A 13,057-nucleotide genomic window follows, 5' to 3' on the forward strand; every position below is an offset into this window, starting at 1 on the left:
TTACACTTCAAATTTTTTCGAAGAATTGATTTGGATGACCGAGACGATGGCGATGATGATGAAGAGGACGATCGCGATCGCACTGGCGTATCCAAATTGGTTGTTTTTGAACGCATAGTTGTATACGAGTAGTCCGAGTGACGTCGTCGACCCGCTCGGTCCCCCGCCCGTCAAGGCGTAGATGAGGTCGAACGCCGTCAACCCAGCCTTCATCGCCAAGATGAGGACGATGCTGATGGCTGGTGATAAGAACGGCAATTCGATGCTCTTGAACGTTTGCCACCGGTTCGCCCCGTCAATCGAGGCCGCTTCCCGAATCTCGTTCGGGATGCTTTGTAAGTTCGCCAAGAAGATGACGACCGGAATGGCGACCCCTTGCCAGAGGGCGACAAAGAGGAGGCCCCAGAACGCCGTCCCTTCGTTCGCGATTAGACTTTGCGAGAGCCATTCGATGCCTAAAAATTCACCGAGTGGCGCCAGCCCGTAATTGAAGAACTGTTTAAAGATCAAACCGAGTGTGACGGTGCTGATGACCGCAGGGAAGAAGTAGGCTGTCCGGAACAGCCCGACCCCTTTGATTTTTTGATTCAATAGCAGTGCGATCGCAATCCCTAACACGATTTGTCCAACGACGAGGCCGATCGTGAAGAGTAACGTGAAGCCGATACTCGATAAGAATTTCGCATCTGAGAAGATGGCCAGATAATTATCGATTCCGATGAAATTGTACGAACTTGTTAGCCCTGTCCAGTCCGTGAAACTGTAGATCACACCTTGTGCGAGCGGTATGAAGAAGAACACGATTTGAAGCAAGAGCGGCACAAGAATGAACAGGTACGGCCAGTAGCGGTTGACAAACCCTTTCTCTCTCATGGTGCAACTCCTTTAATGTTTTTATTTCATACCGTTGAAGAAGGCGTTCAAATCCTTGGCGAGTTGGTCTTTATCTCCGTTGTTCATATAATCGACTGTGAGGTGCCAGAACTCTTCTTCCGATGGCCATTCAGAATGGAGCCAGACGATTTGTTTGTCTGTGAACACGAGGTCCGAAACAGCTTTCGTCTCTTCGAACGCGCCATCTGCATCGACCGCCTCGACCGACGTCGGAGAACCGTCCTTGTCGTAGTATTTCTGCATGACTTCCCCTTCCGTCATATACGCGAGCAGTTTTTTCGATGCTTCTTGTTCCGCTTCCGATCCAGCGCTCGACACAGAGAGTGCCAAGTCAGCCGCACCGACCGTCATCTCTTGACCTGCTTCTTGGCCCGGGAAGGCAAACATGCTCACTTCGAAATCAGGCTGCTGATCACGGATGACCGGGAGTGCCCAAATGCCGTTCGGGAAAATCAACGCTTCTTCCCTTGCGAAGAGTGCGACCGCATCGCTGTAAGATGCCCCGTTCGCATTCTTTTGCGTGTTACCGCTGACGAGGCTCAACGCATCTGCCACAGTCTCAAAATCTTCGTTACCGACTTTGATGCCATCTTTAGGGCTGTTTTTCAATGCGTCTTGCGTTTGGTCGAAACCGCCCGTCGTCGTCGCCCAAGCCAATTGATGGTAGCCGTTCATCGTCCAGGAATCGTCGGTCGTGAGTGCTGCCGCAAACGGTGTCTCACCGGCATCTTTGATCTCTTTGACGACGTCTTCAAACTCGGACCATGTCTTCGGCGCCTCTAGTCCTAGCTCTTCAAATTTTGTCTTGTTATAGAAGAAGCCCCACGCGTTCGAGTTGAGCGGCAGTGAGTAAATCCCTCCGTCGACCGCGTACGATTCAGCCGCGCCTTCTTTCAAGTTGCTCAAGAAATCTTCGCCAGACAGGTCGAGGAACTTCCCGTCAGCCGCCCACCCTTTAAAGTCTGGGTTTTGCGGGTATGTGTGCACGATATCCGGGATGTCCCCGCCGGCGACCCGCGTTTTCAATACGGTCCCGGCATTGCTGACACTCGTCAATTTGACGTCGATATCAGGATTCTCTTTTTCAAAATCAGCGATGATCTCATCGAGCGTCCCTTTCATTTCGACTTTTTGGGAGAAGAATTCGATTTCTGTCTTGTCCGAATCTGACCCGCCTGAGCAACCGGCTGCGAGTACGAGTGATGATGCGACGAGCCCTACCATGCCTAGTTTCATTGTCTTGTTCATTTTGATTGGCCTCCTGAAAGTTCGTTTACTTTTTTTAGTACGTACAACTTACTTACAAAATCACCTTTAACAATCGGCTCGACGTAAAGCCCGACGTGCATGAGCTCATCACCACCGTAACGCTGGCCTTCTACTTCATAGACGGCTGTTGTGTCCAATCCTCTCAATTTCAACAAGCGGATGAGCGGTGCGGTTTCGCTGAGCACGCTATAGTCACAGACGATGACTTCCTCTTCCGATACGAACATCCAAGAAGGATGATTGCTGTCGAATGCGCTCTCTAGCCGGTAGAACGTCCCATATTGGAACGTACGACGATGTTCCTGATAGAATGCGACTTGTTGTTTGACGATCGCCTTCTCGTCTTCTGACATCTCCGTCACATCGAGCTCATAGCCGAACACGCCAGCCATCGCGACGTTTCCCCGCATCTCGAGACTCGTCTCACGGTGTGTCTGGTGGTTCGGTACAGCCGAGACGTGTGCGCCCATCGAGGAGATAGGATACACCATGCTCGTCCCATGTTGAATTTTCAAACGCGCGATGGCGTCCGTGTTGTCACTCGTCCACGTTTGAGGCATGTAGTACAACATGCCTGGATCGAACCGACCGCCGCCGCCGGAGCAGCTCTCGAACAAGATGTTCGGATAGCGTGATGTGATCGTCTCGAGCACTTCGTATAGTCCAAGGACATAGCGGTGTAACACTTCTCCTTGACGGTCACTTGGTAGTGACGTCGAGAACACCTCGGTCACGTTACGGTTGAAGTCCCATTTGAGATAATCGATCGGGACGCGGTCCAACACCTCGGTCATCTGCTGCACGATGTTATCTCGTACTTCTTTCCGACTGAAATCGAGTACATATTGATCTCGTCCTTTGGATAGACCGCGTCCCGGGATTTGAATCGCCCAGTCCGGATGCTGTTTGAAGAGTTCGCTCTCTCTCGAGATCATCTCCGGTTCGAACCATAGACCGAATTTCATGCCTTTGGTGTGAATGTAGTCTGCAAGTCCTTTCAATCCGTTCGGAATCTTTTGCTCATATTCGAACCAGTCGCCCAGTGACGTGTAATCGTCGTCGCGACGTCCGAACCAGCCATCGTCCAGCACGAACAACTCGATTCCGAGCTCAGCACTCTCATCGACGATCGATTTGATTTTGGCTTCGTCGAAGTCGAAATAAGTCGCTTCCCAGTTGTTGATCAAAATTGGTCGGTCCGCGTCACGGAAGGTTCCGCGTGCGAGCCGTTCCCGATACAAGGCGTGGAATGCTTGTGACATTTCCATCGTCCCGTTTGCACTATAGACGATGTTCACTTCCGGCGTTTGGAAACATGCGCCTGGATCCAAGCGCCACTCGAATCCAAATTCGTTGATGCCGAGTTGCACACGGGTCTGTCCGTATGGATCTCGTTCGAGCAACATTTGATGACTTCCGCTATAGACAAGGCTGAATCCGACCGCTTCTCCCGCATACTCCGTCGTCTCGGGTGAAACGAGTGCGAGAAACGGGTTCATCTGGTGACTGCTCGAGCCACGTTTGCTGTCGAACACTTTCACGCCACGTTTTACCGGTTCACGCTCCATCATTCGTTCTCGGCCCCACATTCCGTTCAGCGTGATGACCTCGAGCTCTTGAAGCGGAAGGTCCAATGAGAGGCTCGCTGCTTTTTGAAGGTAATGGGTCTTCGCTCCTTCATTTTCAATTCGAGCGGATCGCGTCAACACCGGACGATCACGATACACGGTATAGACGAGATGGGCAGTCAGTCGCTCTTTCGGGTCCTCGAGTGTGATGATCAGCGTCTCGGCTTCTTCATCCTGTTCGACATACGTCGAAGGCATGCCATCAAGACGCGGTTTTCCTGTCACAACCTCATAGGACTTGTAACGGAAATCCGTGACAGTCGATCCGTCTTCGTGGCGGATGACTTGGGCCGGCGTCCGATAATCTCCCGTCCCGTAACCTGGATATTCTTGCAAGATCGTATCGAGGGAATAAAGGCGATCCGTCGCCTCCGGAAAGTTCGGGGAAAAGGAACGGTCGACGCGCGGATACTTCCGTCCTCCGCGATATGCCGAAATCGCCTGACCAAAATATTCGTTGGTCAATACGTTGCCTTCTTCGACACGGAGTACATAGCTAAACACTGCATTAGACAAATGGAATACTCTCTCTGTTTCGTTAACATGAATCAACTTCATCGCTCAACCTCCCAATAGTGGTTGCGCTTTCATTAAAAACTAAAATGAAAGCGTTTACTAAACACATCTATAATTTAACGTTTAGTAAACACTTTGTCAATCGCTTTTATTCAATTTTTATACTGGACACTTTCGCGCTTGATCAGTTTGGCCGGAATCATGACTCGTACAGGAATGTCTCGTTCTTCGCGGATCCGTTCTAACGCCAACTTGACGGCAAATTTCCCAAGTTCTTCGGTCTCTACCTTCACGGTCGTCAACGAAGGTGTCAAGAATTCAGCGATTTCAATGTCGTCGAAACTAGAGATTGAGATGTCCTCCGGGATGCTGTATCCTTTTTTTTGAAAAGCGCGATACACCCCGACGGCCATCGGGTCACTCGCGACCAACACCGCTGTCGTGTCGGCACGCTCTGTCAACTGTTCACCTAAACGCAGTCCTTCCAACGTGCTCCATCCCCCTAATAACCCATAGCTGAGATGCTGCAACCCTTTGTCGTTCATCCAAGAAATATAGGCCCGATACCGATCCTCGTCCTCATTGTAATACACGTCACCCTCTTGGTTCATGACGACACGCTGCCCTCCGATATAGGCGATGTTGCGATGTCCATTTTCGTACAGATGCTCTAGACTCGCTACGGTCGCGCTTTTAAAATCAGAATACACGGCGTCAAACCGTGCGTCGGCATGCGAGTCATCGATGACGACAATATTAGGATTCTCGTTATAGAGCGACTCCAATGTTTTCGGGTCGACCGTACCGAGGACGAGGATTCCTCCGAGATGGTTCAATCCTTCCCAGTCCGCTTTTTTATCAGACAGACGAATCACCCGGTTGACACTCACCTTCAGCCGTTCGGCTTCTTGTTCAATACCGCGTCGAATCGCTCGGAAATATGGATCATCAATCTCTTGGATCTCATTGACCGTGGTCACGAGCCCAACTGTCGCGATCCGGTTCTTATGTGTTTTCTTCTCCCGTGGGCTGTATTTTAATTGTTTCGCTGTTTGTAGCACTTTATCACGTGTTTCTTGACTGACGGACAACTTCTCATCCGAATTCAATACGCGGGATACCGTCGCAATCGAAACGCCTGCCTGCTTCGCCACTTCACGAATGCTTGTCAAACTAACCATGCCTCCAGTATTAAGTAAAATATGATTTCATTTTACTAAACAAAAATGATTGTTTCAACCGTAAAGTAAAAAAGCAGACAAGTCTTCACCTGTCTGCCTCCCTTTAGTCCCGTGATTGAATTACTTGAATAAAGCGCTGAAGTCCTCGTTGTCCATTTTCGTCTAATTTAAAGACGCCGCAGTCTTCAAGTCCCTTTACAAACTTTTCGGCCACGGCCATTTCGATGAAGCGTTCGATATTCTCCCTTCCATCGTATGCTCGTTTCAATTCGCAAGCCCAATCTTGATGGAGATCTTGTACGTTGTCCGTTTCTCCTACAATAAATCTCTTAACTTCGTCCATCTCAGCTTGGAGCCTCGCCGGCAGTACAGCAAGCCCCATCACCTCGATCAATCCGATATTTTCTCGTTTGATATGGTGAACATCTGCATGGGGATGGAAGAGTCCGAGTGGATGTTCCGATGTCGTCCGGTTGTTTCGAAGAACGAGATCCAACTCGAAGAACTCACCTTTTTTTCGCGCGATTGGTGTGATTGTATTATGCGGGGCGTCCGTGTGGGCCAAGATGTGACATGCCTCGTCCGAATAGTTGCGCCAAGTCGACAAGACACGATCCGCGCATGCGACGAGGCTGTTTTGATTTTGGCTACGCAACCGAATGACCGACAACGGCCAAAGCAACGTGTGTCCGCTCACATCTGAGAATCCCTCAAAAGAGAATCGGCCTGTCTCGCGCGCCTCTGCCATCGCAAACGTGTATCGTCCTGCTTGGTAATGGTCGTGCGATAAAATCGAGCCGCCCACAATCGGCAGGTCGGCATTCGATCCCGCGAAGTAATGCGGAAATTTCTCTACAAAGTCGAGCAGACGGACGAACGACGAACGGTCGATCCGCATATCTCGATGCTCACCTGACAATAAGATGCAGTGTTCATCGTAATAGACGTAAGGCGAGTACTGCATATACCATTCCTCGCCTCCGAGTTCGAGCGGCACAAGCCGATGATTGGCTCGCGCCGGATGATCTAAACGCCCTTCGTACCCTTCATTTTCCACACAGAGGAGACACTTCGGGTACGGGGCCCCCTCTTTCTTCACGCTCTTCTGTTGTGCGATCTCTTTCGGATCTTTCTCTGGCTTCGATACGTTGATGGTGATGTCGACCATTCCATATTTTGTATCTACTTGATAAGAGATATTCTGTTTCGTTCGCTCTGTCTGAATATAGTTCGAGTCCGTCGACAACCGGTAAAAGTAATCCGTCGCCATGACCGGGTCCGTCGCGTACTTGTCGTAAAACACCCGTTCTACTTCCGAGGGGCGTGGCATGAATTGGTCCATCATGTCTGCCGCGAATCGATCCCGCTGTGACTGGCCGTCCTCAGTCAAACCGTTCCGCACCGCCTCGTCCACCAATCGGTCGACGAGCTCCGGGATTCGACCGTTCGTCGTCTCATCGCTCGGTGTCGCCCCCGTCATGGCGAGCAACCGGTTCTTCACGTAGATGACATCCCGCTCCTGGATGAGTCTACTTTTTAGCGTTGCCGCCACGAGTCCATTCACAAGCGCACTCATCGTCCCACCTCACGATATCCGTCAGGGTGGGCGGCATGCCATGCCCATGCATCTGCGATGATACGGGTGATATCCGTTCTTTCAGGAGCCCACCCCAGTACTCGCTTCGCTTTTTCCGCAGAGGCAATGAGACGTGCCGGGTCGCCAGCTCGGCGTGTCGTCGCCTGAGCAGGAATCGCGTGTCCCGTCACTTGACGGGCCGCCTGAATCATCTCATTGACAGAGAATCCCGTATTCGATCCCAAATTGAACACGTCACTCTTCTGACCGTCACGCAAATAGTGGAGAGCACGCACATGTGCATCTACCAAGTCTTCGACGTGGATATAGTCACGGATGCATGTCCCGTCTTCTGTTGGATAATCCGTTCCGTAGATGGAGATGTGGTCCCGCTTCCCGTTCGCCACTTCCAAAATGAGCGGAATGAGATGTGTCTCGGGATGATGGTCCTCACCGATCTCTCCACCCGACCTCGCCCCTGCCACATTAAAATAGCGTAGAGCCACATAGCGCAGTCCATGGGCATTCCCGACCCAACCCATCATCTTCTCCATTGCGAGCTTCGTTTCACCATACGTCGACGTCGGATGTGTCAGGGCCGACTCGGCAATCGGCATGATTTCCTGATCGCCATACGTCGCTGCCGTCGAAGAGAAAACAATCTCAAGCACACCGTGTCTCACCATCGTCTCTAACAACACCTGGGTCCCATAGACGTTGTTGTCATAATAATCGAGCGGTTTCTCCATCGACTCACCGACGAGCGAATTTGCCGCAAAATGGACCACTTGGTCAAACTGACCTTGAGAGAACACCTTGTCTAAAAAGGTTTTATCTCGGATATCCCCCTCATAAAACGTCGCATCCGGATGCAACGCTCGGCGATGTCCCGTCGACAAATTATCCACGACGACGACATCTTCACCTCGATCAATCAGTTGATAGACCGCATGAGAGCCGATATAACCGGCGCCCCCTACAACGAGAATACTCATGAGATGCTCCCTCCTTTGATTTCATGGGCTCCTTCCCCGATAGAAGCGACATAGCAAGTCGGCGCATATCCGATTTGACGTTCATAGTCCGCACTCACTTCGTCGATGAAACGAGCAATCTCATGTTCCCGTACCAAAGCGATGGCACAACCTCCAAAACCAGCGCCCGTCATGCGCGCCCCAATCGCCCCATGTCTCCATGCGCTCTCGACCAATGTGTTCAACTCGACACCGGTCACGTCATAATCCTTATCCAACGAGCGATGAGAGGCATCCATCAGTTCTCCGAAGCGATGGACGTCACCGGCCTGAAGCGCGCGGAGAGCCTCACGTGTGCGCTCATTTTCACTGACGACGTGTCTTGCCCGGCGATAGATGGTCTCATCTTCAAATCGACCTTGTCTTTCTTCTAGTGTGTCACTGTCCAAATCACAGAGCGCACGGATATTCAATTCTTGATTGAGAACTTCTAGTGCCGTGTCACACTCTTGTCGCCGCTCGTTGTATTTAGAGTCGGCCAGTTCACGCCGCTTATTCGTATTCATAATGACGACCAATACATCCTCAAACTCAAACGGCGCATACGTACATTCAAGCGTATCGCAATCGAGTAACATCGCTTGATTCTTCTTGCCCATCCCGACCGCATATTGGTCCATGATCCCGCTGTTGACCCCGATGTATTCATTCTCGGCGCGTTGTCCGAATTTGACGAGGTCGAGTTGGTCAAAGTTCAAATCATACACCGCATTCAGAGCGACCGCCGTCACCAACTCAATCGAAGCCGACGAAGACAAGCCCGCACCATTAGGGATATCGCCAAAATACAGAAAGTCCAACCCGAACGACGGTTCACGTCCATCAAGCATGTAACGGAGCATCGCTTTCGGATAATTCACCCACCCGTGCGCGTCCTGGTAATCAAGCTCGTCTAACAGCACAGTGACCACTCCAGCTTCCGGAAAATTCATCGAGTAAAAACGGCACTGTCGATCCGTCCGACGTCGTACCAACGCATATGTCCCAAACGTCAACGCCGCAGGAAAGACGTGTCCTCCATTATAATCGATATGCTCTCCAATCAAATTGATTCTCCCAGGGGCAAAAAATACCCGCTCGAAGTCCTCGTGAAAAGTGTTTGTAAATGCTTCAGACAGTTTCATCATGTCTTTCATAGCCGTTCCCTCCTCATCAGTTTCATCACACTCTGATTCTAACGTATTCAATCTATAAAATAAATAATGTTTAGTAAACAAATTATGTTTTTTTGCCTTTTTATATTGAAGTGTAGTAATTTAAAAATTTTAATTTAAATGTTGTTCAGTTAACAAAATCGATTGAATTGGATTATAAAACCCGCCCTGGGAACCAGTGCGGGTTTTATATGACGCTTATATCACTACAGAGATACATCACTCCAGAGATATCTCACTTGTTTGATATCTCACCTCTCTTTAACGAAGACTCGCCCCATTCGTTTGAATGACGTGATGATACCACTCGAACGAATCTTTTCGATAGCGATTGAGCGTCCCCTTCCCGTCATTATCACGGTCCACATAAATGAATCCGTAGCGTTTTTTCATCTCCCCTGTCGTGAATGAAATCGGATCGATGCATCCCCATACGGTATAGCCGATCACATCGACACCGTCTACTTCAATCGCCAACTTCATCTGTGTGATGTGTTGAGTAAGGTATTCGATGCGTTCTTGGTCATGAACTCGTCCATCTTCAAATCGATCTGCATACCCAAATTCATTTTCCACGATGAAGATCGGTAACTCATAACGGTTGTTCAACAAATTCAAATAGTAGCGTAACCCGATCGAATCGATCGACCAGCCCCACTCCGTGGATTCCACATACGGATTCGCCACAATCGTTTCATTGCCAAGCAGTTCATCATTCAATCGTTTTGCTTCTGGCCGCATGGATACCGTGTTACTTAAATAATAAGTGGTCCTGTTTTATGGACGGTTTACACATTCATGTTAAGCACTCGTTTGAATGTGGCTGCCTAATGAAACTTCCGCTTTCCATGTCCATTTTTCAGGATACAATGCGATTTTCAGTAGCGGCAGATACCGCTAGCTCTTGATTCTTGATAAACTTAATGAGAAATGAGGTGACTTATAATGATCAAAATAATTGACAATCAGAAACTCGAATTACAATACAAAAAAGGATTTGGAGCATGGACATATCACATTAGACTTCCTGGAACAGCCGGTATTAAAGGGAAATGGGGATACCTAAAAGTATCTGGGACCATTGATGATTATGAAATAAAAAACATTAATTTAGCTCCAAGAAAAAATGAAGACAAGATTATCTCCATCAATCATGAAATCAGAGCTGCGATTGGTAAAAGCGGTGGGGATATGGTGATGGTCACTTTATATCTGCATGATTAGCTGACTAAACAGATAAGTAGATTGAATTCCTAGGTTAGACAAAAAATCCGAAAATCCCTCTTCTGACGGTTAATCTTATGTTTTTATCCTATTTATAGGGTTTACTGAACTGATATAATTTTTCGTGACATCATGTATTGAGGGGAAAGAACCTGGAGGACACTTATTTCTCCAGCACCTCGTTAAAAGTTCAATGTCAGGGATATATACATCAATCGCCTCGAACAGACCTTCAATTTTCAAGCCTTCAAAGCGACCAGTTGTCGTCGGACATCGTCTAGCGTCACCGGTCTTGAATAATAATAGCCTTGCACTTCCTCACCGCCATGGCGGACGAGAAAATCATTTTCTTCTTTCCGTTCGATCCCTTCGGCCAAACACGTCACCCCGAAGCGGCTCGCCATCGACAGAATCGTCTCGAGAATATGCTGATTGTCGATGTTCTCATCAACATAATCCACGAATTCTCGGGGGACCTTGATTTTATCGACCTGTACCTTTTTCAATACGTCAAACGATGAATATCCTGTCCCAAAGTCATCAATCGCAACTTGAATCCCGTGAGACTGTAACGTCCTGATTTTCTTCAGGTTGGCCTCATCGTGATTCAAGAAGGCACGCTCGGTCAATTCGATTTCAAGGAGGTCAGGGGACATGCCGGTCTCTTCGAGCGCCGCGAGCACCGTTCCCACAAAGTCGGGCTGTTCCACTTGAATGACCGAGACGTTCACGGCCAGACGTAGAGGATGCGTGAAACTGTCGTTTAGCACCTGGACCTCAGCGCAGGCTTTGCGTAAAATCCATGTGCCAAGCGTCACGATAAAGCCATTCTTCTCTGCGACTTCGATGAAGACGCCAGGTGGGACGTTCCCAAGGTCAGGGTGCTCCCAACGGACCAACGCCTCGACCCCGCTCATTTGATTCGACCGCAGATTGAGCTGGGGCTGATAGACGAGATGAAACTCCTCGTCGAGGTTAGCCCGGTGCAGGCCGTCTGACAATTGAATCGTTTTGAGGGATGACCGCTTCAACTCGGGCGTACAATAGATGAGTTGATTCATGCCGAGCGATCTCGCGTGGTTTAATGCGAATTGGGCGTTTCTCATCAACTCGTCACTGTGACGTCCGTCTAATGCCGATTTTGCGACGCCGATACTGACGCTGAGGATATAATCAAACGATTGCAAAATGTACATCCCGCTGAGTGTCTCCGGAAGGACCGCCAAACGTTGTGCCGTCTGTTCCGTTTCATCTGCTTTGAACGCGACGAGAAATTGTCCGCCTTCCCCTTTCGCCACATGGGCGGCGTCTGTGAGCGACTCGATGACTCGTTCTTTGAACACATGCAGTAACGCGTCACATTTCTGATGGCCGAGTACGTCACACATCGCTTGATAGTCGTTGATTTCGATTTTGGCGATAATCAGTTCCGTCTTTTGCAACTGATAGTCGACGTACAGATTAAAATCGAGTTGGTTCGGCATCGCCAACTGCGGGTCTTCATAGGCCGTATTCTCGGCCCGGTTCATGTAGTCGTACAGAAGCGCCTCTTTCTCCTTGCCTACCTTCAGCCCCCAAATGACGTACGCGACAAAAATCGCGAATAAAATCAGTCGCAACAGATGGTCTTCCCGATCGACGACTGTGATCGTCTCCACCGATGACAACACCATAATCAAGATGAGTCCAACGAACGAGGCGATGGACGACGTCAAGACGAGCATCCGGTTTTGCAGAGCAAACGCTAATGTGACATATAAGAAGGTGAGCGCCCAAAACGGGTCAGCCGCATCATTTAAAAACGAGTACAAATGGAGGGGAATCATCACATAGTTCAATGAATAAAGTCGAAGCTTTATCTCGTCTTTCACGTTCGTCCGCCGAAGCCATAGTGTCCCGTAGCCGACGATTTGCATGACGATTGGAATCAAATAATCGATCCATCCTGAGTCGGCCTTCAAAATGAGCACATACAGCGTGAGGAGCGCTCCTCCGATGACGTTGACACCGCCAAGGACAAGGCCAGCCAAATGGAACGAAGCATTCCGTAGTCGATCCGATGCCATTTCATAACCTTGATTCATGCGGTGCCTGTTTATATGTTGACCCCATTTTTTGTCGTTCACTGCATCCCCCCCTTTCTTTCACTTCTCTATTTCACTTCTCTATTCTCTCACGCTTCAGCGCCGACTTTCGTCGATACATCGATCGATCTGCCACTTCGAAAAGTGAATCGAGCGTCCGTCCATCGACCGGGTAACTTGCTTTTCCAATTGAAGCCGCAAACCTCGCTGCCGAGCCATCCACATAAATCGTGCTTTCAGCCGGAATCTCCGTCTCATTCATCCTGTCGGTCGTGACGACGAGGAACTCGTCACCACCGAGTCTTGCGACGTTCGCTTTCGTGAATGTGGCTTTTTTTAGACTGCGTGCGTATTCTTGCAACATCCGGTCGCCATTCAAATGATCGTATGTATCGTTGACGGCTTTAACTAAACTTGGCGAGAATTCTCCCACCTCTAAGCGTTTCGGGCGAAGCCCAGCGTAGGTGGGAGATGAATCGCCTGCTTGTGAACCCTTT

General features: G+C 49.5%; 10 protein-coding genes and 1 pseudogene. 1 reads left to right on the top strand and 10 read right to left on the bottom strand.

Features of this window, described 5'->3' with window-relative positions; translation table 11 throughout:
* From DPV68_RS12240 to DPV68_RS12275, 8 genes and pseudogenes are all read right to left on the bottom strand, one after another.
* Positions 1 to 873 (bottom strand): carbohydrate ABC transporter permease, encoded by an 873-nt coding sequence (locus DPV68_RS12240; RefSeq protein WP_114167080.1) that lies wholly within the window; start codon positions 871 to 873, stop codon positions 1 to 3.
* Positions 874 to 894: 21 nt separating this feature from the next.
* Positions 895 to 2,142: an extracellular solute-binding protein gene (locus DPV68_RS12245; protein ID WP_114167081.1), complete on the bottom strand. Its 1,248-nt coding sequence runs from the start codon at positions 2,140 to 2,142 to the stop codon at positions 895 to 897.
* Positions 2,139 to 4,349, bottom strand: a complete 2,211-nt coding sequence (locus tag DPV68_RS12250; RefSeq protein ID WP_198662308.1) for an alpha-galactosidase — start codon at positions 4,347 to 4,349, stop codon at positions 2,139 to 2,141. The genes DPV68_RS12245 and DPV68_RS12250 overlap by 4 nt, the downstream gene beginning before the upstream one ends.
* A 110-nt stretch (positions 4,350 to 4,459) precedes the next feature.
* Positions 4,460 to 5,488: a LacI family DNA-binding transcriptional regulator gene (locus DPV68_RS12255; protein ID WP_114167082.1), complete on the bottom strand. Its 1,029-nt coding sequence runs from the start codon at positions 5,486 to 5,488 to the stop codon at positions 4,460 to 4,462.
* A 103-nt stretch (positions 5,489 to 5,591) separates the two neighbouring features.
* Positions 5,592 to 7,064 (bottom strand): UDP-glucose--hexose-1-phosphate uridylyltransferase, encoded by a 1,473-nt coding sequence (locus DPV68_RS12260; RefSeq protein WP_114167083.1) that lies wholly within the window; start codon positions 7,062 to 7,064, stop codon positions 5,592 to 5,594.
* Positions 7,061 to 8,059 carry a UDP-glucose 4-epimerase GalE gene (galE, locus tag DPV68_RS12265; protein WP_114167084.1) on the bottom strand — a complete coding sequence of 333 codons (999 nt, stop codon included), beginning with the start codon at positions 8,057 to 8,059 and terminating at the stop codon, positions 7,061 to 7,063. The genes DPV68_RS12260 and galE overlap by 4 nt, the downstream gene beginning before the upstream one ends.
* Positions 8,056 to 9,234: a galactokinase gene (locus DPV68_RS12270; protein ID WP_114167085.1), complete on the bottom strand. Its 1,179-nt coding sequence runs from the start codon at positions 9,232 to 9,234 to the stop codon at positions 8,056 to 8,058. The genes galE and DPV68_RS12270 overlap by 4 nt, the downstream gene beginning before the upstream one ends.
* A 279-nt stretch (positions 9,235 to 9,513) precedes the next feature.
* A pseudogene (locus tag DPV68_RS12275) lies at positions 9,514 to 10,008 on the bottom strand (family 1 glycosylhydrolase); the annotation flags it as partial.
* Positions 10,009 to 10,197: 189 nt separating this feature from the next.
* On the opposite strand from DPV68_RS12275, the gene DPV68_RS12280 reads away from it, so the two are divergent.
* Positions 10,198 to 10,476, top strand: a complete 279-nt coding sequence (locus tag DPV68_RS12280) for a DUF1905 domain-containing protein (RefSeq protein WP_114167087.1) — start codon at positions 10,198 to 10,200, stop codon at positions 10,474 to 10,476.
* A 239-nt stretch (positions 10,477 to 10,715) separates the two neighbouring features.
* Here DPV68_RS12280 and DPV68_RS12285 read toward each other — a convergent pair whose 3' ends face one another.
* Together DPV68_RS12285 and DPV68_RS12290 are read right to left on the bottom strand one after the other, a co-directional pair.
* Complete coding sequence (locus DPV68_RS12285; RefSeq protein WP_157964186.1) at positions 10,716 to 12,560, bottom strand: bifunctional diguanylate cyclase/phosphodiesterase; 1,845 nt, start codon at positions 12,558 to 12,560, stop codon at positions 10,716 to 10,718.
* A 73-nt stretch (positions 12,561 to 12,633) separates the two neighbouring features.
* Positions 12,634 to 13,057, bottom strand: a 424-nt coding sequence (locus DPV68_RS12290; protein ID WP_198662309.1) for a GGDEF domain-containing protein, incomplete at its 5' end; no start/stop codon positions are given.

Source organism: Exiguobacterium sp. TNDT2 (genome assembly GCF_003331145.1).
GTDB lineage: Bacteria > Bacillota > Bacilli > Exiguobacteriales > Exiguobacteriaceae > Exiguobacterium.

Bases quoted from the DNA above. Each gene is read 5' to 3' on its own strand.
- DPV68_RS12270 (WP_114167085.1), bottom strand. From the start codon at position 9,234: ATGAAAGACATGATGAAACTGTCTGAAGCATTTACAAACACTTTTCAC.
- DPV68_RS12260 (WP_114167083.1), bottom strand. From the start codon at position 7,064: ATGAGTGCGCTTGTGAATGGACTCGTGGCGGCAACGCTAAAAAGTAGA.
- DPV68_RS12250 (WP_198662308.1), bottom strand. From the start codon at position 4,349: ATGAAGTTGATTCATGTTAACGAAACAGAGAGAGTATTCCATTTGTCT.
- DPV68_RS12245 (WP_114167081.1), bottom strand. From the start codon at position 2,142: ATGAACAAGACAATGAAACTAGGCATGGTAGGGCTCGTCGCATCATCA.
- galE (WP_114167084.1), bottom strand. From the start codon at position 8,059: ATGAGTATTCTCGTTGTAGGGGGCGCCGGTTATATCGGCTCTCATGCG.
- DPV68_RS12285 (WP_157964186.1), bottom strand. From the start codon at position 12,560: ATGAATCAAGGTTATGAAATGGCATCGGATCGACTACGGAATGCTTCG.
- DPV68_RS12280 (WP_114167087.1), top strand. From the start codon at position 10,198: ATGATCAAAATAATTGACAATCAGAAACTCGAATTACAATACAAAAAA.
- DPV68_RS12255 (WP_114167082.1), bottom strand. From the start codon at position 5,488: ATGGTTAGTTTGACAAGCATTCGTGAAGTGGCGAAGCAGGCAGGCGTT.
- DPV68_RS12240 (WP_114167080.1), bottom strand. From the start codon at position 873: ATGAGAGAGAAAGGGTTTGTCAACCGCTACTGGCCGTACCTGTTCATT.